General features: G+C 63.5%; 24 protein-coding genes and 2 pseudogenes. 14 read left to right on the forward strand and 12 right to left on the reverse strand.

Annotation, left to right across the window (positions count from 1 at the left end):
• Positions 1–9: 9 nt before the first annotated feature.
• Genes kce through D3227_RS17625 form a run of 3 tightly spaced genes read left to right on the forward strand, consistent with a single transcriptional unit; the run spans position 10 to position 2,467 of the window.
• The gene (gene kce, locus D3227_RS17615; RefSeq protein WP_120015382.1) at positions 10–939 is read left to right on the forward strand and encodes a 3,5-dioxohexanoate:acetyl-CoA acetone transferase; all 930 of its coding nucleotides are present in this window, start codon (positions 10–12) and stop codon (positions 937–939) included.
• Complete coding sequence (locus tag D3227_RS17620) at positions 939–1,439, forward strand: GNAT family N-acetyltransferase (RefSeq protein WP_120015385.1); 501 nt, start codon at positions 939–941, stop codon at positions 1,437–1,439. Before kce ends, D3227_RS17620 begins: the two co-directional genes overlap by 1 nt.
• Complete coding sequence (locus tag D3227_RS17625; RefSeq protein WP_120015387.1) at positions 1,436–2,467, forward strand: histone deacetylase family protein; 1,032 nt, start codon at positions 1,436–1,438, stop codon at positions 2,465–2,467. Before D3227_RS17620 ends, D3227_RS17625 begins: the two co-directional genes overlap by 4 nt.
• A gap of 21 nt (positions 2,468–2,488) precedes the next feature.
• On the opposite strand, the gene D3227_RS17630 is transcribed toward D3227_RS17625, so the two are convergent.
• From D3227_RS17630 to D3227_RS17640, 3 genes are all read right to left on the reverse strand, one after another.
• Complete coding sequence (locus D3227_RS17630; protein WP_120015389.1) at positions 2,489–3,754, reverse strand: cysteine desulfurase-like protein; 1,266 nt, start codon at positions 3,752–3,754, stop codon at positions 2,489–2,491.
• 53 nt (positions 3,755–3,807) lie between these two features.
• Positions 3,808–4,875 carry an aldo/keto reductase gene (locus tag D3227_RS17635; protein ID WP_120015392.1) on the reverse strand — a complete coding sequence of 356 codons (1,068 nt, stop codon included), beginning with the start codon at positions 4,873–4,875 and terminating at the stop codon, positions 3,808–3,810.
• A 132-nt stretch (positions 4,876–5,007) separates the two neighbouring features.
• The gene (locus D3227_RS17640; RefSeq protein ID WP_167480748.1) at positions 5,008–5,526 is read right to left on the reverse strand and encodes a hypothetical protein; all 519 of its coding nucleotides are present in this window, start codon (positions 5,524–5,526) and stop codon (positions 5,008–5,010) included.
• 292 nt (positions 5,527–5,818) lie between these two features.
• On the opposite strand from D3227_RS17640, the gene D3227_RS17645 reads away from it, so the two are divergent.
• Positions 5,819–5,983 (forward strand): DUF1127 domain-containing protein, encoded by a 165-nt coding sequence (locus D3227_RS17645; RefSeq protein ID WP_120015394.1) that lies wholly within the window; start codon positions 5,819–5,821, stop codon positions 5,981–5,983.
• 57 nt (positions 5,984–6,040) lie between these two features.
• On the opposite strand, the gene D3227_RS17650 is transcribed toward D3227_RS17645, so the two are convergent.
• On the reverse strand, positions 6,041–6,547 hold the full coding sequence (locus D3227_RS17650) for a DUF1993 domain-containing protein (protein ID WP_120015397.1): 507 nt from the start codon (positions 6,545–6,547) through the stop codon (positions 6,041–6,043).
• A gap of 126 nt (positions 6,548–6,673) precedes the next feature.
• Here D3227_RS17650 and D3227_RS17655 point away from each other — a divergent pair, with 126 nt between their 5' ends.
• Positions 6,674–7,723, forward strand: coding sequence for a DUF1176 domain-containing protein (locus tag D3227_RS17655; RefSeq protein WP_120015399.1), 1,050 nt, complete (start codon positions 6,674–6,676; stop codon positions 7,721–7,723).
• A gap of 22 nt (positions 7,724–7,745) precedes the next feature.
• On the opposite strand, the gene D3227_RS17660 is transcribed toward D3227_RS17655, so the two are convergent.
• The 7 genes from D3227_RS17660 to D3227_RS17690 are packed head-to-tail and all read right to left on the reverse strand — an operon-like array spanning position 7,746 to position 14,097.
• Entirely contained in the window at positions 7,746–8,642 is an 897-nt protein-coding gene (locus D3227_RS17660) for an alpha/beta hydrolase (protein WP_208646386.1), read from the reverse strand.
• A gap of 32 nt (positions 8,643–8,674) precedes the next feature.
• A complete protein-coding gene (locus tag D3227_RS17665) occupies positions 8,675–10,285 on the reverse strand; it encodes an NTP transferase domain-containing protein (protein WP_120015403.1) in 1,611 nt (536 codons plus the stop codon).
• A complete protein-coding gene (locus D3227_RS17670) occupies positions 10,282–10,986 on the reverse strand; it encodes an XdhC family protein (protein ID WP_120015406.1) in 705 nt (234 codons plus the stop codon). The genes D3227_RS17665 and D3227_RS17670 overlap by 4 nt, the downstream gene beginning before the upstream one ends.
• A gap of 5 nt (positions 10,987–10,991) precedes the next feature.
• Positions 10,992–11,330 (reverse strand): XdhC family protein, encoded by a 339-nt coding sequence (locus D3227_RS17675; RefSeq protein WP_120015408.1) that lies wholly within the window; start codon positions 11,328–11,330, stop codon positions 10,992–10,994.
• Positions 11,331–11,384: 54 nt separating this feature from the next.
• Complete coding sequence (locus D3227_RS17680; RefSeq protein WP_120015411.1) at positions 11,385–12,635, reverse strand: vWA domain-containing protein; 1,251 nt, start codon at positions 12,633–12,635, stop codon at positions 11,385–11,387.
• Between the two features lie 4 nt (positions 12,636–12,639).
• Positions 12,640–13,569: an AAA family ATPase gene (locus tag D3227_RS17685; protein WP_120015413.1), complete on the reverse strand. Its 930-nt coding sequence runs from the start codon at positions 13,567–13,569 to the stop codon at positions 12,640–12,642.
• Between the two features lie 33 nt (positions 13,570–13,602).
• Positions 13,603–14,097 (reverse strand): flavin reductase, encoded by a 495-nt coding sequence (locus tag D3227_RS17690; RefSeq protein ID WP_120015416.1) that lies wholly within the window; start codon positions 14,095–14,097, stop codon positions 13,603–13,605.
• Positions 14,098–14,278: 181 nt separating this feature from the next.
• Here D3227_RS17690 and D3227_RS17695 point away from each other — a divergent pair, with 181 nt between their 5' ends.
• From D3227_RS17695 to D3227_RS44325, 9 genes and pseudogenes are all read left to right on the forward strand, one after another.
• A complete protein-coding gene (locus tag D3227_RS17695) occupies positions 14,279–15,349 on the forward strand; it encodes an ABC transporter substrate-binding protein (RefSeq protein WP_120015418.1) in 1,071 nt (356 codons plus the stop codon).
• Positions 15,349–16,383, forward strand: coding sequence for a P1 family peptidase (locus tag D3227_RS17700; RefSeq protein WP_120015420.1), 1,035 nt, complete (start codon positions 15,349–15,351; stop codon positions 16,381–16,383). The genes D3227_RS17695 and D3227_RS17700 overlap by 1 nt, the downstream gene beginning before the upstream one ends.
• 175 nt (positions 16,384–16,558) lie before the next feature.
• Positions 16,559–17,284 carry a DUF2259 domain-containing protein gene (locus tag D3227_RS17705; protein WP_120015423.1) on the forward strand — a complete coding sequence of 242 codons (726 nt, stop codon included), beginning with the start codon at positions 16,559–16,561 and terminating at the stop codon, positions 17,282–17,284.
• 20 nt (positions 17,285–17,304) lie between these two features.
• Positions 17,305–17,805, forward strand: coding sequence for a hypothetical protein (locus tag D3227_RS17710; protein WP_167480739.1), 501 nt, complete (start codon positions 17,305–17,307; stop codon positions 17,803–17,805).
• A 58-nt stretch (positions 17,806–17,863) separates the two neighbouring features.
• Positions 17,864–19,171: an adenylosuccinate lyase gene (purB, locus tag D3227_RS17715; RefSeq protein WP_120015425.1), complete on the forward strand. Its 1,308-nt coding sequence runs from the start codon at positions 17,864–17,866 to the stop codon at positions 19,169–19,171.
• A gap of 200 nt (positions 19,172–19,371) precedes the next feature.
• On the forward strand, positions 19,372–19,533 hold the full coding sequence (locus tag D3227_RS44310) for a hypothetical protein (RefSeq protein WP_425374519.1): 162 nt from the start codon (positions 19,372–19,374) through the stop codon (positions 19,531–19,533).
• 60 nt (positions 19,534–19,593) lie between these two features.
• Positions 19,594–19,767, forward strand: coding sequence for a hypothetical protein (locus D3227_RS44315; RefSeq protein ID WP_425374520.1), 174 nt, complete (start codon positions 19,594–19,596; stop codon positions 19,765–19,767).
• Between the two features lie 17 nt (positions 19,768–19,784).
• A pseudogene (locus tag D3227_RS44320) lies at positions 19,785–19,961 on the forward strand (IS3 family transposase); the annotation flags it as partial.
• Positions 19,962–19,978: 17 nt separating this feature from the next.
• Positions 19,979–20,149 (forward strand): annotated as a pseudogene (locus tag D3227_RS44325) (IS3 family transposase); the annotation flags it as partial.
• A 56-nt stretch (positions 20,150–20,205) separates the two neighbouring features.
• On the opposite strand, the gene D3227_RS17725 reads toward D3227_RS44325, so the two are convergent.
• Positions 20,206–21,018 (reverse strand): VOC family protein, encoded by an 813-nt coding sequence (locus tag D3227_RS17725; protein ID WP_120015677.1) that lies wholly within the window; start codon positions 21,016–21,018, stop codon positions 20,206–20,208.
• Between the last annotated feature and the right edge of the window lie 48 nt (positions 21,019–21,066).

Consider the following 21,066-nt stretch of genomic DNA (forward strand, 5'->3'; position numbering starts at 1 on the left):
GGACAAAAGATGGCGCCGAGAAAGGTCATCATCACTTGCGCGGTCACCGGCTCGGTGCATACGCCGTCGATGTCGCCCTATCTGCCGCTGACACCCGACCAGATCGCGACGGACGCCATCGCCGCTGCCGAAGCCGGCGCCTCAATCCTGCACCTGCATGCGCGTGACCCGAAGGACGGTCGACCGACCGCCGACCCCGATGTGTTCATGCAGTTCCTGCCGCGCATCAAGCAGGCGACCGATGCGGTGATCAACATCACCACCGGCGGCTCATCGCTGATGACGCTCGACCAACGGCTGGCGGCGCCGCTCAAGGCAGAGCCCGAAATGTGCTCGCTCAACATGGGTTCGATGAACTTCGCGCTGTTCCCGATGCTCGACAAACCGAGGGAGTGGCAACATGAGTGGGAACCGAAGCTGCTCGAAGCCACCCGCGACACGATCTTCAAGAACACCTTTGCCGACATGGAGAATGTGCTGGAAAAACTCGGCAAGGGCTGCGGCACTCGTTTCGAGTTCGAATGCTATGATGTCGGCCATCTCTATTCGCTGGCGCATTTTCGCGATCGCGGCCTGGTATCGGGACCGCTGTTCATCCAGTTCGTGCTCGGCATCCTTGGCGGCATCGGCGCCGATCCTGAAAATCTCGTGCACATGAAGCGCGTCGCCGACAAACTGTTCGGCGACGATTATCAGTTCTCGGTGCTGGCCGCCGGTCGCCACCAGATGCCGTTGATCTCGATCGCAGCGGCGATGGGCGGCAATGTCCGGGTCGGGCTGGAAGACAGCCTCTACGATGGAAGGCAACTGGCGAAGTCGAATGCCGATCAGGTGCGCCGGATCCGTTCCGTGCTCGACGGGCTGTCGCTTGAGGTCGCGACACCGGCCGAAGCGCGCGCCATGCTGGCGCTCAAGGGCGGCGACCGGGTGGCGTTTTGATGGTCGCAGGTGTGCTCATCCGCCCCGGCACCGTCGACGACGTCGCCACCATCCACGCCGCGCTGCTGCGGCTTGGCACCCATATCGGCGCACATCAGGAGATCACCTCCACGCCTGACGACCTCCGCCGCTATGGCTTCGGCGAAAGGCCTGCCTTCTCGACCCTGATCGCCGAAGTCGGTGGCGAATTCGCGGGGCTGTGCCTGCATTTCCCGATCTTCTCGACCTGGATGGGCCGCCCCGGCGTTTATGTGCAGGACCTCTATGTCGAGGACCGCTTTCGCGGCCGGCGCATTGGCGAGCGCCTTTTGCGCCGCGTCGCGCGAGAATGTCGTATGGACGGCGGAGTCTATCTCCGGCTCTCCGTCGACACCGACAATGAAACCGCCAAGGCCTTTTACGAAAGGCTGGGCATTGCCTGGTCGAACTACGAGCAGGTGCAGAAGATCGTCGGCGAGGCATTCTTCGCCTTTGCCGACGCGCTGGAGGACGAACGATGAAGGCTTTTTACGCCGAGGAGCAAAAACGCCACGACCCCAAGGCGTTCCTCTCCAGCGGTGCGCCGCTGCCCAATCCGGAAAAGCCGGAGCGCATCGAGCGCTTGTCAGCCGGCGCAAAATCTGCCGGGTTGACGATCGAGCGACCACGGAATCGCGGACTTGGACCGATTGCCGCGGTGCATACACCCGAGTATCTCGACTTTCTCGAGCATATCTTCGCCCGCTGGCAGCGGATCGAGGGCGCCTCGGCGGAAGTGATCCCCAACATCCATCCGATCACACGGACCGGCTCTTATCCGGCCTCGGCGGTCGGCCAGGCCGGCTACCATATGGCAGATACCGCTTGCCCGATCTCCGGCGAAACCTGGAACAGCGCGCTGTGGAGCGCCTGGAGCGCAGTCGAGGCTGCCGAAGCGGTTATGGCGGGTGCGCCTTCGGCCTATGCGCTCTGCCGCCCGCCGGGCCATCATGCCTTTTCCGATGTCGCCGGCGGCTTCTGCTTCATCAACAATTCGGCAGTTGCCGCACAGACCCTGCGGAGAAGCGCCGCGCGGGTGGCGATCCTCGATGTCGACCTGCATCACGGCAATGGCACGCAAGGCATCTTCTACGCGCGGCCGGACGTGCTTACCGTCTCGCTGCACGCTGATCCGGTGCGCTTTTATCCGTTCTTCTGGGGCCATGCCGACGAGCGCGGCGAAGGGCCTGGCCTCGGCTACAATCTGAACCTGCCTTTACCGCGCAAATCCGGCGACGCGGCATTCCTCGAAGCTTTAGCCACCGCCTTCCAGCGCATCCGCGCTTTTTCGCCCGACGCGCTGGTGGTGGCGCTCGGGCTCGACGCCTTCGAAGGCGATCCTTTCGGCGGACTGTCGGTGACGACGCCTGGATTCTCGCTCATCGGCGAGGCCATTGCCGGGTTCGGTCTGCCGACGGTCATCGTCCAGGAAGGCGGCTATCTCTGCGAGGAACTCGGCGACAATCTGACTGCGTTCCTCACCGGATTTGGCGGCGGCAAGAAGCGCTAGCTTACCTAGCCCGACGCCGGCTTACGACCGCTCTTGTCTCAACATGGCGATGACCCGATGCACGCTCTCCAGCGTCTCGTCGATTTCGGCCGCATTGTTGTAGTGGGCGATGCCGATGCGCACCACGCCCTCTTCGGCCGGAATGCCGAGCTGGTGGACAATCTCCCAGGCGTAGTTGTGCCCGGACCAGAGGAAGATGTTTTCGGCATTCATCTGCCCCACGATCGTCTCCGGAACCATGCCGTCGACGGTGAAGGAGACCGTCGGCACTCGTTCGCCAACGCGTGAGGGATCGGTGATGCCGTGAATGGTCAAGCCCTCGATATCCGACAGTCTATCGATCAGCCTTTGCGCCAGAACGTTCTCATAAGCGATCGACAGCTCGAACGCCCTAGCGATGCTTGCACGCCGCGACCCGCCTTCGCCTGCCGCCGCGCCGAGATCGGCGAAATAGTCGACGGCGGCCGTGAGGCCGGCCATCAGTTCGATCTGCGGCGTGCCGAGTTCGAAGCGTTCCGGCAGGCCGTTGGACGAACACCGGCATTTGTATGGTTTCAGCGCATCGATGACATCGCGCCGACCCCAAAGTATTCCCATATGCGGGCCGAAGAATTTGTAGGCCGAGCAGGCCAGGAAATCGCAGCCGAGATTCTGGACGTCGACCAGGCCGTGCGGCGCGAATTGCACGGCGTCGACATAGACCAGTGCGCCGGCCTGTTTGGCGATCGCGGTCAGCGCCTTCACCCGGTTGATCGAGCCGGTGAGGTTAGAGGCGTAGTTCAGCGCGACGAGCCGCGTCTTGTCGCTAAGCAGTGCGCTCAGCGCCGCCTCCTCGACCTGCCAGCTTCGCTCATCGAAAGCCAGCCAGCGCACGACGAGGCCGAGATCCTCGGCCAGTTGCAGCCAGGGCGAGACATTGCCCTCGTGATCCATGCGGGTGACGATGATCTCGTCGCCTGACTTCATCGCGCGGCCGAGCGTACGCGACATGTGGTAGGTCAGCGTCGTCATGTTGGCGCCGATGATGATCTCTTGCGGGCTCGCGGCGCCCAGGAAATCGGCCATCGCCGCATGCGCATCGTCGACCACCTTTTGCGCCGCGACAGTCGTTTCGAAGAAGCCGCCGAGATTGGCATTGGTGGTCAATAGGCAGCGCGACACCGCATCGGCGACCGCTCGCGGCACCTGCGTGCCAGCCGGGTTGTCGAGATAGACGCGCCGGCGGCCTCCGTCGGTCAGGGACAGTGCCGGAAATCTTCCCCTGATTGCCTCGATCGGAAAATCCATTTCTGTCCCCTCCCCCTTTGTCTTTGTTGGACAATTCTACCCGATCGGCCTGCCTACGGGCACGGGTTGCCGACGCGCTGGTGGATGGCGTCGACCGCCTTCTGCATCTCCTCGGTCCAGGTCACCTCGACCGAAGACAGCGCCATTTCTAGCTGCCAGATGGCGGTAGCGCCGATGATGTTGGAGGTGACGAAGGGCCGGCTCGAAACATAGGCATTGGCGAACAGCGCCGGCTCCAGACCGAACGAGCGCGCCAACTCGTTGTACTCGAGCTGAGCCTCTGCGGCATTCGGCGTCTCGTAGCGCTGGCCGCGATTGAACAGCTGCGAGCGCGAGCCCTGCGGCCGTGCACCGTGGTCGTATTTGCCGGTCAGATAGCCTTGCGCCAGTGGCGAGTACGGGAGCAGCGAAACCTGCTCGCGCTCGCAGACTTCGGCAAGGTTCACCTCGAAGGTGCGGTTGACCAGATTGTAGGCGTTCTGCACCGAGGCGACGCGCGGGCCAATCCCCTTTTCGGCCTCGGCGATGAAGCGCATGACACCCCAGGAGCTTTCGTTCGACAGGCCGAAGTGGCGGATTTTTCCCGCCTTCACCAGTTCGTCGAAGACGGCGAGCGTCTCGGCGATCGGCGTCTCTCCTGTCGGGGCGCCGAAGGAATCGGCACGCGGCGCCACCGCCCCGATGCGGTTCGGATTGGCGCCCCACGGCACATCGCGCTCCGGCCAGTGGATCTGGTAGAGATCGATATAGTCGGTGCCGAGCTTGGTCAGCGATTTTTCAACCGCGTCGAAAATGTCGGCGCGTACCAGCTTCGACGCGCGGTCGCCGCGAAACCAGGTATTGGCGGTGCGGCCGACCACTTTCGAGGCAAGAATGACCTTGTCGCGATTGCCCTTGGCTCTCATCCAGCTGCCGATGATCTTCTCGGTACGCCCTTGCGTCTCCGCCTTGGGCGGGATCGGGTAGAGCTCGGCGGTGTCGATGAAATTGACGCCGCGCGAAAAAGCGAGGTCCATCTGGGCGTGGCCTTCCGCCTCCGTGTTTTGCTGGCCCCAGGTCATCGACCCCAGGCAGATTTGCGACACAAGAAGATCGGTCCGACCGAGACGGCGTTTGTGCATGGAATTTTCTCCGGCGGGAGGCTTTGCGCGCGGCGGCGCGGGGGAGGACGTCCCAGCATAGAGCAAAGGAGCGCCGTTCTCCAAGCTCTTGCGGTCAGGCAAGGCCGAACTTTTGCCTGAACCTGAGCCGTATCAGCGCCTTGCGCCGGCCAAAGCGCGCCGCTTGGCCTCGTCGATCAGCATGTTGGCCACCTGCATGCGGATCATGGCGCGTGGGCGCAGATGCGGTGCGACACGGTCGGGATGGTTGGCGAAGGCAAAGCTGCGGCGCATGCGGCCGAAATCGGCACCCTTGGCGGGGTGATCGAGGCCAAGTTCTGCGGCAATCGCGTCAGGATCGATCGGCGGCAGCCTTTCCTCAGGCATTGCTGCCTCGCCGGCGAGCGCCAGCTTTGCCTGGTCGAGCAGGGCGGCGAACTCGGCGGCCAGGTCGGCGCCTGCTTCGCGATACTCGGCCGCGAACGTGTCGCCGGAAACCTTGATGCGGCCGGAATGAAGCTCGTCCGCCACCGACAGATAGTCGAACGGGATGGACGGCCGTGCGCCGGCCTCCTCGCCCGCTTCGTCCTTGTCCGAGGCGACGAAGAGGTCGTCGAGCAACGAAGCGAAATCCCGCTTGGCGCCGATGTCAGCCTCCTCTGTGTTGAGCATGCGCATGCGATTGAGACGGTCGCACTTTAGAACCGGCTCGTTAAAAATGAATGCCACCGATCTTAACGAATTTAGGCGTTCGCCAGGCTGACCGCCGCCAGGAGTGGCGAGGAAAAGCCGGCCATGTACCGGCGCGGAAGCGTATGGTCGTAAAGACCGAGAAGTTTCACGAGAATATCGATTATCACGAAAAAAATCGAGTCCGACATGGCTGCCATGCAAATGCTGCACTGCACAATCTTCACAATTTTCCTATATTGACGGTTGTGGAGGATCAACAAGGGGCTGATTCATGGGGTTCTTCACTGAAATGTTCGCTCGTCCGCGGCCGCAGGACCATCACCGTTATCGCGCGGCACTGGCCTTGCTAAACGCGATGAGCAATGCAGACCGCGCCGATATCGGCGTCAAGCCGGCCGACTTTCCGCGCATCGCGCGCGAAATGTCTATGCGCTGAACACGTCCGAGCATGAGGTTTCCCGGTCACGCCGGGAAACCTCAAAAACCTGATCTCTCAACGATTTCCAAGGAATGTCGATTTGCCCAGCGGCACGCCATTGTGGCGCAGGATGTCGTAGGCGGTCGTCACGTGGAAATAGAAATTGGGCATGGCCGCGTGCAGAAGGTACTGCAGGCCAGGCATCGACACCTCGCGTCCCCCAAGCCTCAGTTCAATCACCCTGTCATCCGAGCCCTCCAGCTCGGCGGCCGAGAACGTCGCCAGATGGTCTGTCGTCTTGGCGATGCGCGCCTGAAGGTCGGCGAAACTCACCTCGTTGTCCTCGTATTTCGGCACTTCGCGGCCGGCCAGCCGCGACGGCGCACCCTTGGCATGGTCGGTGGCGATCTGCACCTGTCGCGTCAGCGCGAACATGTCCGGCGCCAGCCTTGATGTCAGAAACACCTGCGGATCGATCTTGCGATCCACTGCATTCTGTTCGGCCGCGGACAGCACGTTGGACAGCGCTTTCAGCCTGGCCGAAAACACCGGCACGGATGCCTCGTACATCGATATTGTCACTTGAATTCTCCTATCCGGCATGAACACCGACGGGCGGCACGTAGCGCCTTCGGGCATCACATTTCAAGCGTCACCGCGTCGCCGCAATCGGCATGCTAGAGTTTGCAAGTCGACTGGAGATTCCCGATGAAAAGCGCCCTTTTCGCCGCGACCGCCTTCTTCTCCCTTGCCGCCATCAGCCAGACAGCATTCGCCGAAGACGCACCGTATGTCGACGATAGGTCGGACGCCGTTGCGGTCATCCGTTCGCTCTACAGCGCCATCAACCGGCATGAATTTGCCCGCGCCTGGGACTATTATGGCGATACAAAGCCGGCAAAGGATTTTGATACATTCGTCAAAGGCTATGACAGCACCGACAAGGTCGATGTCAAAACCGGCGCCGCCTCCAGTGACGGCGCTGCCGGCAGCATTTTCTACAATGTGCCGGTCGCCATCCAGGCCACGGACAAGGATGGTGAAGCAAAGGTCTTCGCCGGCTGCTACACGCTGCGCCAGGTCAACGCCCAGGTCCAGGAGCCGCCGTTCCTGCCGATTCTCATCGACAAGGGTGCGCTGAAACCCTCCACGGCCAATTTCGAGGACGCCGTGCCGGCAAGCTGCGGCGACGGCCCGCCGCCGCCGAAGCAGGACACGGTGCTGGAACAGGCCAGGAAGGCCTTCGTCGCCACCTATGGCGACCAGTGCGACAAGCAGACCCCGGACGGCAAGCCGACAACGGAGCCGGATGCATACAGCCTGCACTACAAGGATACGAATGCCGGCGCCGACGAACCCGAACGCGAGACGCGGCTGTTCCGCTTCTTCTGCTCGATGGCTGCCTACAATGAAAGCGCGGTCTATTATGTCGCCGATGACGTCATGGGCGTCAGGCAGTTGCAGTTCGCCTCGCCGGAACTCGACATCCGCTATGAAAACAACAACAGCGAAGGCAAGGTCGAGGCGGTCCACATCATCGGCTTCCAGACCGACGACCAGCTGGTCAATTCCGATTATGACGACAAGACCAGGACGATCACGTCGATGAACAAATGGCGCGGTGTCGGCGACGCCTCATCGACCGGCACCTATCTGTTCCGCAACGGCAATTTCTCGCTGGTGCAATATGATGTCGACGCATCCTATGACGGCGAAATCAACCCACAGACCGTGCTCGATTACAACACGGCGCCTTGAACGAGATTCGCGATGGCGCAGATCAAGGTGCCTTGGCGAGCATCCAGTTGAGCGTGCTACGCCAGTCGGTCATGCGGATCGGCGTACCATGGGTGCCGGTCTCGAAACGGACGAAGCGGGTCGGATAGGGATAGGCTTTCGATCTGGCGATGATGGAGCGGAAGAAGGCTTCCTGCTTCTCCACGGGAAATACCGGGTCCTTGCTGCCCTGGCCGAAGAAGACCGGGACGTGGCGCCTGAAAGCGGGACTTGACAAAAAACTCTCATCCCATAGCGAGCCGAGCAACAGCAGCCCGTCGATGCGCCTGCCGGTGTCGTTGCGGGCGGCAAGTTTCCAGCACAGCGAGCCGCCCATCGAGCCGCAGGCGATGAAGATTTTTGCTGCTGGCGAGGCTTCGGCGTAGTGATTTACAAGCGCCGCAACCTGGGCAGCGCCCGTGTCGCCGAAATCGGTGAAATCTGGGCTGAGATAAAGGCCGCCATTGCCGGCCATCAGGTTCTTGAGGCGATTGAAATTACCTCCGAAGGTGAAGTCGTCGACGCCCTGCTTGCGGCTGCCACCCTGCCCGTGCAGGTAGAGCACGATGATGCCGGCGCCCTCTGTTCTACCGACGGCGATGTGCCTGACATCGCCGGCATCGGTCTTCAGCATCAGGTCCTGCTGCACCTTACGCACGTTAGTGTCGGTGTACTCCGCATGCACCCGCCGTTCCGGCACCTCGTCGCGGGCATTGATGTCGCGCTTTTCGCGATAGTCGATGACGGTATAGGCGCCGTTGTCGGCGGAGGAGAGTGTCGCCGGATAGGCGAACAGATCGTCCTTGAAGGGTTTTAGTTCTAGAGCGTCGGCATGCGCGCCTGAGGCGGCAAAAACCATCGCGGCCAGAGAGAGACGAAGAAACTGCAAACGAATAGCCATGCCCAAGGCATGCGTTTTTCGGCCCAAGTTTGTCAATCCTGCAGCACGCCGCCGGCGCCTTCCAGCGCCTCGCGGGTGTCAACGTCGACAGCAGCTCCTTCGCCGATCTCGACATCGATGACATCAAGCCCTTCAGCCTCGACCAGATGGCGGGCGCCTGTATCGCCTTCGAGATGCGCGATGGCCGGAAACAGTGATCGCGGCAGCAGCACCGGATTGCCGCGCCTGCCATCATGGGCGGCACGCACCACCGAGCGGCCGTCGGATTTGCGGAAGGCATCGATCAGCGTGTCGAGGTCGGCCGAGGAGACGCCAGGCATGTCGCCAAGAACGATCAATGCGCCGGCGGCATCGCTCGCAACCCGGGCGATACCGGCCTTCAACGAAGAGGACAGGCCGTCGGCGAAATCGGGATTGTCGGCCAAGATGACATCGAGGCCCGACAGGGCCGAGCGCACCCGCTCGTGCTGGTGGCCGGTGACGACGATTGTGTTCGCGGCCCTTGAGCCCAGCGCACGCTCGGCGGCGCGGCGCACCAGCGGCTTGCCGGCGAACAGCGCCAGGAGCTTGTTGGGTCCACCCATGCGGCTGGAGCGGCCGGCGGCCAGAAGCACGATATCGACCTTCAACTCGGATCTTGCGGGCAGCGGCTCGCGCGGCTGCGGCCTGGTCGGGATTTCCATCAGCAGCCCGCCGACACCCATGCCGGCGATGTCGCCGGCCGTCACGTCGAGCCCGGCGATCAGACGGTCGAGCACCCAATCGAAGCCGTTTTCCTTGGGGCTGCGGGCGCAGCCGGGCGCGCCGATGACGCGCTTGCCGTCAAGCGTGCCGAGCACCAGGAGGTTGCCGGGATCGACGGGCATGCCGGCGCGGACGACAGTACCCCCAGCACGTTCGATCGCTGCAGGAACGACATCGGCGAAATCGCTCATCGCCGAGGCACCGAAGATCACCACGATGTCGTTGTCGCGCGCAAGCGAAGCCGCTGCCTCCGCCACCGGCGCGATTTCGTGCGGCGTGCGGCGCTCGGCCGTCAGCCGCCCGCCCGAGCGCGCTAGCCGCGCCTCGGTGACGCGCAACGTCTTGTCGAGCACGCTCGGCTTGACGCCGGGCAGCATGGTCTGGATGACGCCGACGCGCACCGGCTGGTAGGCGTTGACGGCGAAGATCTCGCCAGTGGTGCAGATCCTTGCCACCTTATCGACCAGAGCGGCGACAACGGCGAAAGGAATGATCTTCACCGTCGCCACCATCTGGCCCTTCTCGACCGGCGCGTGCTGCGCCAGCGTGGCGATGGTGATGGTCGGGTCGACGGCGTTGATGGCATCGATCATCGCTGCATCGACCGTGAAGACACCGGCCGCCTCGGCGTGGAGGTTGACCCGGCCGGTCGCGGCAGGCTTCGCCTCGATGTTGCGATGGCTCATGCCGGCGGCGATCTTTTCAGCCGCGGCATCCTCGCCGAGATCATCGGCGGCCAGCACCGCTGCGACGACCTCTTTTATCCCGGCCGCCTTCAGCACTGACACATCGTCGGCGCTCAGCCTGTGCGCCTTGCGAAAACGCCGCTCGCCGGCCGTGGTGGCGTGCGCCAGCACCGCACCTTCGGCCTGATCGATCGGAACCGGACCAAATTTCACGCCACCGCGCCTTTGCTTTCCAGGCCGCGAGAGCGAAAGGCGTGGATCGCTTGCGCCAGCACGGCGACGGCGATCTCAGCGGGACTTGCTGCGCCGATATCGAGGCCGATCGGCGCGTGGATGCGGGCGATCTGGTCGGCGCTCGCACCCAGCGCCAGCAAGCGCTCGACGCGCTTTGCATGGGTCTTGCGGCTGCCAAGCGCCCCGACATAGAAGCAGTTGGCGTCAAGTGCTGCCTTCAGCGCGAAATCGTCGATCTTCGGATCATGAGTGACGGCGGCGAGCGCCGTGTAGCTGTCGAGCGGCTGGCGCTTCAGCACTTCCTCAGGCCATTCGGCAGAGAGCGCGACATCGGGAAAGCGGTCCGGCGTGGCGAAGGCGGTGCGCGGATCGATAATCTCGACCGGATAGCCGGCGATCTTCGCCATCGGCGCAAGCGCCTGGCTGATGTGAACGGCGCCGATCACCACCAGGCGCGGCTGCGGCAGATGGGCGTTGAGAAAGAAAGTCCGCCCCTCGACCTCGACCGAACCGGAATTGCCGGTTCGAAACGCTTTGGCGATCGCCGCCCCCAATTCGCCGGCGACAGGGTCACCTTCGCGCACGATGCGGTCGCGGCCGTCACCGAGATCGGTAACAAGGATCGCGGCACGACGGGCGCGGCGTTCGACGTTGAGCGATTTGAGTGCGTACGGATCCATGTGTCCTAACCAAGCCGTTCCACATAGACCTTGATGCGGCCGCCGCAGGACAGGCCGACCTGCCAGGCGGTTTCGTCGGCGACGCCGAACTCCAGCATCTTCGCCTCGCCAGAGCCGATGACGTCGATCGCCTCGGTCACCACCGCGCCCTCGACGCAGCCGCCCGAGACCGAGCCGTGGAAATTGCCATCCGCGTCGATGACCAGATGGCTGCCGACAGGACGCGGCGCCGAACCCCAGGTCTCGACCACTGTGGCGATGGCGACATCCTTGCCGTCCTTCATCCAGCCTTCCGCGATGATCAAGGGATCGCGGGCCTCATCGAGATAGATGCTGTTTTCCATGATCGCTTCTCTCAGAGTCTGTTTTTCCGGGAGTCTGTTTTCGCAAACATATGGTTATGCGGCCCGCCTCGCGCCATCGACGATCCAGCGGCGCGGATCGAACGAGCCGGCCGTTTTCTTGTCCAACGAAGCACAGAGATCGGCAAGCGCATCGAGATTGTGCACCGAGCGGAACTCGTCGACATGCGGCAGCATCGCCTTGACGCCGCGGGCGCGCGCCTCGAAGCCGTCGAAGCGCAGTAGTGGGTTCAGCCAAATCAGCCGCCGGCAGGATTTGTGCAGGCGCTCCATCTCCTCCGACAGGCCGGCGACATCGTCCCGTTCCAGTCCGTCGGTGATCAAAAGCACCACCGCACCCTGCCCCAGCACACGGCGTGACCACAGACGGTTGAACTCGGCCAGCGTGTCGCCGATGCGGGTGCCGCCCGACCAGTCCTTTACCGCCGCCGAACAGTCGGCCAGGGCGGCATCGGGATCGCGATGGCGCATCTGCCGCGTCAGATTGGTGAGCCTGGTGCCGAAGACGAAGGCGTGCACGCGCCGGCGCTTTTCTGTCAGCGCATGCAGGAAATGCAAGAAGATGCGCGTGTACTGGCTCATCGACCCGGAAATATCGGCCAGCACCACCAGCGGCGGGTGCACCTCGCGGGCGGAGCGGAATTTCGGCAGGATCAGTTCGCCACCGGTGCGTGCGGCCGAACGCATCATGGCGCGCGGATCGACACGGCGGCCATGCGCATCGGCCTTGAAGCGCCGTGTGCTGACCATGTCGAAAGGCAGCCGTAACCGGGCGATCGCCTTCTTGGCGTCGGCCATCTCGGCGGCGTTCATCTGGGCAAAGTCCTTGCCGCGCAGCACCTCGTTGCCGGAGAAGGTGAAACGGGCGTCGACCTCGATCTCGGGTATTTCCTGCACCGGCTGGTTCTTCTGATGGCCCTCGAACATCGCCTGGCTGACGCGGTTCTCGGCCGCGCGTGGCTTCTGTTTCTCCTTGCTGTCGGGGGCAACGGGCGAAAACATCGCCAGCATCTTTTCGATCAGCTCGCGCGATTTCCAGAACAGCCGGAAGGCCTCGTCGAAGGTCGGATGGTCCTCGTGCCTGGAGACCAGCACGGCATGCAGCGTCCAGTAGAAATCGTCGCGCGAACCGATGCCGGCGGCGAGCACAGCCTCGATCGCATCCTTGACCGAAGCCGGCCCGACGCGCATGCCGGCCTTGCGCAAGGTGCGGGCGAAATAGACGATGTTATCGGCGATGCGCCCGTCCACTTTCGCCTCTCCGGGGTCGGGACGCGGCGTCTTCATTGCCTTACTCCGCCGCCGCGAACTCGGCCTTGACCTCGTCGAGGATACGCCGGCCCTCGCCCGCGCCGATGCGGGCAATGTCGTCCTGGTATTTCAACAGCACGCCGATCGTGTCGGACACCGTTTCGGGATCGAGCGCCACCTTGTCGAGTTCGGTCAGCGCACCGGCCCAGTCGATGGTTTCGGCGACGCCCGGCGCCTTGAACAGCTCGATCTGGCGCAGCTTCTGGATGAACGACACCACCTCGGCCGAAAGCCGGCTGTTGGCCTGCGGCACCTTCCTGTGCACGATCTCGAGTTCGCGCTCGGCGTTGGGATAGTCGACCCAGTGGTAGAGGCAGCGCCGCTTCAGCGCGTCGTGGATCTCGCGGGTGCGGTTGGTGGTGATGATGACGATGGGCGGCTCTTCAGCCCTGATCGTGCCGAGTTCGGGCACCGTCACCTGGAAATCGGAAAGGATCTCGAGCAGGAACGCCTCGAAGGCCTCGTCGGTGCGGTCGAGCTCGTCGATCAGGAACACGGGAGCGGCACCCGCCTTGCCGGTCAGCGCGTCGAGCACCGGGCGGCGGATCAGATATTTCTCGGAAAAGACGTTGCGCTCCATGTCGGAGCGCACGACCTTGCCGGCAGCCTCCTCCATGCGGATCTCGATCATCTGCGCGGCATAGTTCCACTCATAGACGGCGGAGGAGACGTCGAGCCCTTCATAGCATTGCAGGCGGATCAGCCGGCGGCCGAGCGCTTCGGCCAGCACTTTGGCGATCTCGGTCTTGCCAACGCCGGCCTCGCCTTCGAGAAACAGCGGCCGCTGCATGCGCAGCGACAAAAACAAAACCGTGGCCAGCGACCGGTCCGCCACATAGTCCGCGCCGGTGAGCAGATCGAGCGTCTCGTCGATCGTCCGCGGCGCCGGGCGCGGTTTCAGCTCGGTCATCCTGTCTCCGTGGCTGCGGCCCATCCAGAGCCTCTAAAGCGCGCGATAGGCGCGGTCGTGATAGATCAGCGGCCGCAAATTATCGCCGATGCGCAGGCCTGTCACCTTGCCAAAAAGCACACGGTGGGTGGCCAGATCCTTGGTGTCGAACAGCTCGCAGTCGAACACAGCGAGCGCACCCTTCAAGGTCGGCGCCCCGGTCGAGATGACATCCCACTCGCCGAGCGCGAAGCGCTCCTCGACCGGCAGTCCGTTGATGCCGGAAAACCCGATCGACAGCGGTTCCTGGTGCGAAGCCAGCGTGTTCAGGGCAAATCTGCCGTTTTTCACGAACGGCTCGTTCTTGGGGTTTTCGCGGTTGAGGCAGACCAGGACCGTTGGTGGCGTGTCCGACACCGAGCACGCCGCGATGACTGTTGCGCCACGCCTGCCGGCGGGGCCGTCGGTGGTCACCACATGGACGTGGCCGGCAAAATGAGCCATCGCGTCGCGATAGGCCTGCGGCCCGATGTCGTTCTTCGTCAGCACTGATGATTTTCCACAAGTCGAAGCCCGATCGTTATATATGGCGGCATACGGCATGCCACAAGCGAAGTGCTTGACCTCTATTCCGAAATTCGCGTGTTGCACCCGGGACGAGCAGCCTTTAGGTCTTGGCGGGAAGAGGCGCCGGGAGCATGCATCCGGCACGGAGGAATTCTTCGTCAGAATGCGACCCCGGACAGCGACGATAGCGGCACTGCTCTGGCTGCTCCCTGCAGGCGTCAGCGCCCAGACGCTGCTTGTCGGCGTCGCCGCACCTCTGTCCGGCCCGTCGGCGATCCTTGGCAAGCAGATCGAGGCCGGAGCCAGCCTGGCGGCCGAGGCAAACGGCGCCGAGATCAAGACGGTCAACGATGCCTGCACGGCCGATGGCGGCGCTGCCGCCGCACGCGACTTCGCCGCGGCGAAAGTAAGCGTGGTCGTCGGTTTTCTCTGCACCGAAGCGATCGAGGCGGCGCTGCCGATCCTCAAGGATGCCGGCATCCCTGTCATCACCGTCGGCGTGCGCACCGAAAGCCTGAGCGACCGGCGCGCCAAGACCGGCTGGCCGGTCTATCGGCTCGGCCCGCGTGGCGACGACGAACGCAATGCCGTCGCCACAATCCTCACCCGGCTCTGGCAGAAGGAGCTCTTCGCCATCGTCGACGACGGCACCATCTATGGCCGCGAGATCACCGAGACGCTAAGGGCAGCAGCCGAGCAGGCGAGGCTGAAACCGGTGTTCGTCGACACTTTCCGGCCGCAGCTCGACAACCAGATCGGGCTGATCGGCCGGCTGAAGAAATCCGGCGCGACGCATGTCTTCGCCGGCGGCGACGGCGACGACATCGCCATTATGGGCCGCGATGCCGGCCAGCTCGATGCCGGCATGACCTTTGCCGGGGGCGAGAATATGCGCACGCCGCCGGGCGACGTGCCCTATGCGGCGGGTACGCTGATGATCGCACCGCCCGAATGGGCCGATGTCGCCGATCCCAAGGTGCTTGAGGCATTCGCCGCAAAGAGCATCATTCCAGAAGGTTACGCGCTGCCCGCCTATGCGGCGGTCGAGATCGCCAGGGCGGCCGCGGCGGCGGCAGAGACCTCCGGCAAGCCGCTGGCGGAGCTGCTCACCGCGCATGACTTCACCACTGCGATCGGGCCGGTCCGTTTCGACGAAAAGGGCGATCTCAGCCAAAACCCCTACCGCCCCTTCCGTTTCGACGGAACGCGTTTCGTGCCCTTCGAGGCGCAGTGATGTTTCGCACCGGGCCGCGCAATCTGATCACCGATGTCGCCGGCCTAAGCGTCGGCAACGCCGCCGACGCCAGGCTGAAGTCGGGCGTGACCGCCCTGCTTTGCGACGAGCCGGCGGTGGCCGGCGTGCAGGTGCTGGGCGGCGCGCCCGGCACGCGCGAAACAGACCTGCTCGAGCCGCAGAATTCCATCGAGGCGATCCATGCCGTCGTTCTCTCGGGCGGCTCGGCCTTCGGCCTCGATGCCGCCTCCGGCGTGCAGGCGGCGCTGCGCGAACGCAACATCGGCGTCTTGGTCGGCGGCTTTCGCGTGCCGATCGTACCGGCGGCGATCCTGTTCGATTTGCGCAATGGCGGCGACAAGGACTGGGGCCGCTATCCGCCCTACCGCGACCTCGGCTACGAAGCCGCCCAGGCCGCCGCGGCCGACTTTGCCCTCGGCACGGCAGGCGCCGGCACCGGCGCACAGACGTCAGGGCTCAAGGGCGGGCTCGGCTCGGCCTCATCGGTTCTGGAAAGCGGCGTCACCATTGGTGCGCTCGCCGCCGTCAACCCGACCGGCTCGGTGACGGTCGGGCAAAGCCGCCACTTCTGGGCCGCGCCTTTCGAGATCGGCGACGAGTTCGGCGGGCTTGGCTATCCCTCGCCGATGCCGGAAGACGCAAGACGGATCTTGCTGAAGTTCCGCGACCGGAAGTTCACCGGCAAGGATAGCGACAGGCAAGCGGAGGCCGGCGGCAACACCACCATCGCCGTAATCGCCACCGACGCCGTCCTCACCAAGGCCGCCGCCAAACGTCTGGCGATATCGGCGCATGACGGCTTCGTGCGCGCCATCTGGCCGACGCACACGCCGGCCGATGGCGATCTGGTGTTCGCTCTGGCGACCGGCAGGAGCGGCATTCAGCTTTCAGCCAACGATGCCATCGACCTCTATGCGGCGGCCGGCGCCACCATGGCGCGCGCCATCAGCCGCGGGGTGCATGCAGCGACGCCGGCCGACGGCGATCTGTTTCCCGTCTGGTCGTCGCGCTAGAGCGGCTCAACCTTTGATAGAAATGCTGCGAATATTGCTGGCGCCGGTCATGATGGTTCTTCCCTTGAAACCGCCGACAATGACAACAGAGGATGCATGGCCTTCAGGTAGCACGACCTTTTGATTGTCTCGTGATAGGGAAGAAAACGTGCCCGGCTGTGCGAATGGAGAGCCAATGCGAACCCTTGTCCTGTTTGCCGTTTGCCTGCTGACCCAGCTTGCGACCCTGGCCGGCGTGCGGGCCGGTGACGTCGCCGAGCTTGAAATCCTCGGCTTCACCAAGGACGGCGGCGTCTTCGCCTTCGAGGAGTATGGCGTCCAGGACGGATCGGGATTTCCCTATGCCAATCGCTATTACATCGACACCAATGACGACACGTTCCTGAAGGGCACGCCGATCAAGGTTCGGCTCGACGACGAGAACGCCATGCTTGAGGCGGCGCGCCTTCAGGCGCGCCAGAAAGGCGAAGCGATCGTCAGCCAAGCGGAGCTCACCGCCAATCGCGGCATCACCGCCGGCTTCAACCCGGTGACCGAACTCTCGGCCGATCCGTTCCGCATGGTGGTCAATCCACGGCCGATCTTTTCGCCGGTCGACCCTCCGCTCGAATTCCGGCTCGACGAGATCGGTATGAACGATACCGAACGCTGCCAGAGCCTGGGCGAGATCAACGGCTTTCGCCTGCTGCGCATCGAGGCAAAGGATGGCGGCCAGACACATCTGCTGCATGAGGACAAATCGATTCCGCAAAGCCGCGGCTGCCCGTACGGCTACCAGATCGGCGCGGTGCAGACATTTTCGCTCGATAGCATCAGCGCCTATGCTGTGCTGATCACTGTCCGGCAATACGGCTTCGAAGGGCCGGATTTTCGCTGGATCGCGGTGACCGGCCGCCTGTGACGTCGCTTCCTCAACCCACCATGCGCACTCGTACACGAGGCCGTCTGCGAAGCGCCTTGCCTTCGCTGCGCACGGCACTTCTCGGCGCCGTGCTGTGGGGGGCGACGATGGGCGCTAGCGCATTGATCAATCTCCTGCTGGATGATTGGGAAACGCCGGCCAAGATCCGCTTTGTGTCGCTGCTATATGCCGCTGGTGGGGCGCTGGCATTCCCGGTCGGCCTGTTCCTGGCGCGGCTTGTTTCGCAAGGCCGGCATTGGGAGGTCGCGCTTGCCGCGGCCTTCGTCTGCCTGCTCGCCGCGACGCTCGCGTTCACCGGCGGCCTGTTCGCACTGCAATACCGTTCCTACTATGCCGAATGGCATGCGCCCGCCTTCACCATCACCTGGGCGTTCGAGCTGGTGTTCACGGGATTGACCGCGCTCTACCAGTTCGTCGTTCTCGGCATCCGGCTCTATTTTCCGCTCGGTTTCGCGGCACTCGCCGTCGCCAGCGTCTGGTTTGCGCGCCGGCGGCGTTGAGCATTTGGCCAGCCTCTGTTAGGACGCGGGCGAATCCCTCGTATGTCAGGACTGACCGATGATCCCTCGCTATTCCCGACCGGAAATGGTCGCCATCTGGTCGCCCGAAACCCGCTTCCGCATCTGGTTCGAGATCGAGGCCTATGCCTGCGACGCGCTGGCCGAGCTCGGCGTCATTCCGAAGGAAGCCGCGAAAACCATCTGGGAAAAGGGCGGTGCCGCGAAATTCGACGTCGAGGCGATCGACGAGATCGAGAGCGTCACCAAGCACGACGTCATCGCCTTCCTGACCCATCTCGGCGAATTCGTCGGACCGGACGCGCGCTTCATCCACCAGGGCATGACCTCGTCGGACGTGCTCGACACCTGCTTTGCCGTGCAGTTGACCCGCGCCAGCAACATCCTGCTCGCCGACATCGACGGGCTGCTCGCCGCGCTCAAGCGCCGCGCCTTCGAACACAAGGACACCGTCACCATCGGCCGCAGCCATGGCATCCATGCCGAGCCGACGACCTTCGGCGTCAAATTGGCGCAGGCCTATGCCGAATTCGCGCGCTGCCGCGAACGTCTGGTGCATGCGCGCGAAGACATCGCCACCTGCGCCATTTCCGGCGCGGTCGGCACCTTCGCCAACATCGACCCCTATGTCGAAGAGCATGTGGCGAAAAAGCTCGGGCTGAAGCCGGAGCCGGTGTCGACGCAGGTCATCCCGCGCGATCGCCACGCCATGTTCTTTGCCACGCTCGGCGTCATCGCCTCATCGATCGAGCGGCTGGCTATCGAAATCCGCCATCTGCAGCGCACCGAGGTGCTGGAGGCGGAGGAGTATTTCTCGCCGGGACAAAAAGGCTCGTCGGCGATGCCGCACAAGCGCAACCCGGTGCTGACCGAGAACCTCACCGGCCTTGCCCGCATGGTGCGCGCCTTTGCGCTGCCGGCGATGGAGAACGTGGCGCTCTGGCACGAGCGCGACATTTCGCATTCGTCGGTCGAGCGCATGATCGGGCCGGACGCCACGGTGACGCTCGATTTCGCGCTGTCTCGGCTGACCAGCGTCGTCGACAAGCTGCTGGTCTATCCTGACAATATGCTCAAGAACATGAACAAGTTCCGCGGTCTGGTGCATTCGCAGCGCGTGCTGCTGGCGCTGACCCAGGCCGGAGTCAGCCGCGAGGACGCCTATCGGCTGGTGCAGCGCAACGCCATGAAGGTGTGGGAGCAAGGTGCTGATTTCCTTGAGGAACTCTTGGCCGACAAGGAGGTGACCGCGGCGTTGCCCGAGGCAGAGATCCGCGAAAAATTCGACCTTGGCTACCATACCAAGCATGTCGACACGATCTTCAAGCGCGTGTTTGGAGAGGCCTGAGGCCCTAAAAAAAAGCCCGCCAAGTTGAACTGACCCGCGAAAGTTGGACACAACCTTCGGGGGTTTTGCATGTCCAGACACAGTGCGAGTTTCAAGCGCTCGGTTGTCGATAGCTATTTGTGCGGGGATGAAAAGCTATGCGAGTGCGGCGTCGACCCATCCATGGAGTTGACGCGGCGACTGTTCGCAAATGGGTTGCTTTGTACCAGGCGCATGGCGATGCCGGGCTGTTGGGCAAGTACGGTCGTTACGACGCGGCGTTCAAGCTGTCAGTGCTTGAGCGGATGTGGGAGGAAGGTCTGTCGTATCGCCAGACGGCGGCGCTGTTCAATATCCGCAATGCCGGTTGCCTGACGGGCTAGGAGAAGCGCTATCATGCGGGCGGGATAGAGGCGCTCGCCCCGCGCTCCAGAGGACGACCCATGTCGAAGCCGCCGGCCCCCGCAGTGCCTGTTGCAGCCAGTGACGAGGCCAAAAGCCGCGAAGAACTGCTGGCCGAGCTGAAGCAGCTGCGGATGGAGAACGCCTACCTAAAAAAACTGGAGGCCTTAACGCAGGAACACGCGCCCAAAAAGCGCAAGCCGTCCAGGCTTTAGGGCCGTTACATCCGCTTATGGGACTGCTCGAACTGGCGAAGCTGCCGCGCAGCACGTTCTATTACAGGCAAAAGGCGGCCTCGCGCTCGGACCGCCATGCGGCGCTGAAGGAGGCGATCAAGGCCATCTTCGACAGCCACAAGGGCCGCTACGGCTATCGCCGGGTGACCGCACAACTGCGCCGGCTAGGCCGGCGCGTCAACCAATCGCCACACTCAAGTCCGAACTCTTCCATCCTGAAAGGTTCGAGACGGTCCAAAGCCTCGACAAGGCCATCGAGCGCTACATCGACTATTACAACCACCGACGCATCAAACTGAAATTGAAAGAGCTGACCCCTGTGCAATACAGGACCCAGCCCTTAAATCTACCAGCTCAATGAACCGTCCAATTTTCGGGGGTCAGTTCACGATCCGGGCCTTTTCATATTTGTGGCATTCACGCCTTGCCGGGAACGGTCCTGATCACCGTGCCCCACGGATCCTCGCGGGTTGTTTCGCTGGCAATATTGTCCGAGCGCATCTCGACCCAGGCCAGGCCGGAACGAGCGGAATCACGACGGCCGGCGCCGGAACTCTGCCAGGCATTGGCGCCGATGTGGTGGTGATAGCCGCCTGACGACAGGAACACCGCTTGGCCGCCATATTTGGCGACCGTGTCGAAGCCGAACTCCTGGTTCCACCAGGCCTCGGCCTCTTCCGGCCGGCCGACGCGCAGATGCACATGGCCGACAATGCTGTTTTCCGGCGCACCCTGCCATCCCACGTCGCCGGCCGGAACGTCGGCGACAACTGACGCAATGTTCAGCCGCTCGGTCGCCATGGCGATCTTGTCGCCATTCCATTTCCAGTCCTGCGGGCGGCGGTCGGCATAGATCTCGATGCCGTTGCCCTCGAGGTCGGTTAGGTACAGCGCCTCGCTGACCAGATGGTCGGATGCGCCCTCGATGGCGATCTTGTTGGCGATGGCATGGTTGATCCAGCGGCCAAGGTCTGCCCGGCTGGGCAGCAGGAAAGCGGTGTGGAACAGGCCGGCGCTGCGCGGATCGTCGGGCTTGGCTGCCGCATCCGGCTCGATGACGAGCAATGGGCGATCGGCGGCACCGAGCGTGATCGCACCATCGGCGCGGCTCAACTCCTGCAGGCCGACGACCTGGCGATAGTAGGCAGCCAGGCCTTCGGCGTCGCGCGCCCTCAACCCGACACGGGAAACGCTCACCGGGGTGGTGGCGGCAAAAGGCAGTTCGCTCATCATTGTCTCCGTTCGGGCTGCGCTCGTTGAAGCTCCCAAAGCCAGGAG

This window comes from Mesorhizobium waimense (assembly GCF_003601975.1).
Lineage (GTDB): Bacteria > Pseudomonadota > Alphaproteobacteria > Rhizobiales > Rhizobiaceae > Mesorhizobium > Mesorhizobium waimense.

Coding starts and splice junctions, on each gene's coding strand:
- kce (WP_120015382.1), top strand. CDS start 10: ATGGCGCCGAGAAAGGTCATCATCACTTGCGCGGTCACCGGCTCGGTG.
- D3227_RS17620 (WP_120015385.1), top strand. CDS start 939: ATGGTCGCAGGTGTGCTCATCCGCCCCGGCACCGTCGACGACGTCGCC.
- D3227_RS17625 (WP_120015387.1), top strand. CDS start 1,436: ATGAAGGCTTTTTACGCCGAGGAGCAAAAACGCCACGACCCCAAGGCG.
- D3227_RS17630 (WP_120015389.1), bottom strand. CDS start 3,754: ATGGATTTTCCGATCGAGGCAATCAGGGGAAGATTTCCGGCACTGTCC.
- D3227_RS17635 (WP_120015392.1), bottom strand. CDS start 4,875: ATGCACAAACGCCGTCTCGGTCGGACCGATCTTCTTGTGTCGCAAATC.
- D3227_RS17640 (WP_167480748.1), bottom strand. CDS start 5,526: ATGCTCAACACAGAGGAGGCTGACATCGGCGCCAAGCGGGATTTCGCT.
- D3227_RS17645 (WP_120015394.1), top strand. CDS start 5,819: ATGGGGTTCTTCACTGAAATGTTCGCTCGTCCGCGGCCGCAGGACCAT.
- D3227_RS17655 (WP_120015399.1), top strand. CDS start 6,674: ATGAAAAGCGCCCTTTTCGCCGCGACCGCCTTCTTCTCCCTTGCCGCC.
- D3227_RS17660 (WP_208646386.1), bottom strand. CDS start 8,642: ATGGCTATTCGTTTGCAGTTTCTTCGTCTCTCTCTGGCCGCGATGGTT.
- D3227_RS17670 (WP_120015406.1), bottom strand. CDS start 10,986: ATGGATCCGTACGCACTCAAATCGCTCAACGTCGAACGCCGCGCCCGT.
- D3227_RS17675 (WP_120015408.1), bottom strand. CDS start 11,330: ATGGAAAACAGCATCTATCTCGATGAGGCCCGCGATCCCTTGATCATC.
- D3227_RS17680 (WP_120015411.1), bottom strand. CDS start 12,635: ATGAAGACGCCGCGTCCCGACCCCGGAGAGGCGAAAGTGGACGGGCGC.
- D3227_RS17685 (WP_120015413.1), bottom strand. CDS start 13,569: ATGACCGAGCTGAAACCGCGCCCGGCGCCGCGGACGATCGACGAGACG.
- D3227_RS17695 (WP_120015418.1), top strand. CDS start 14,279: ATGCGACCCCGGACAGCGACGATAGCGGCACTGCTCTGGCTGCTCCCT.
- D3227_RS17700 (WP_120015420.1), top strand. CDS start 15,349: ATGTTTCGCACCGGGCCGCGCAATCTGATCACCGATGTCGCCGGCCTA.
- D3227_RS17705 (WP_120015423.1), top strand. CDS start 16,559: ATGCGAACCCTTGTCCTGTTTGCCGTTTGCCTGCTGACCCAGCTTGCG.
- D3227_RS17710 (WP_167480739.1), top strand. CDS start 17,305: ATGCGCACTCGTACACGAGGCCGTCTGCGAAGCGCCTTGCCTTCGCTG.
- purB (WP_120015425.1), top strand. CDS start 17,864: ATGATCCCTCGCTATTCCCGACCGGAAATGGTCGCCATCTGGTCGCCC.
- D3227_RS44315 (WP_425374520.1), top strand. CDS start 19,594: ATGTCGAAGCCGCCGGCCCCCGCAGTGCCTGTTGCAGCCAGTGACGAG.
- D3227_RS17725 (WP_120015677.1), bottom strand. CDS start 21,018: ATGAGCGAACTGCCTTTTGCCGCCACCACCCCGGTGAGCGTTTCCCGT.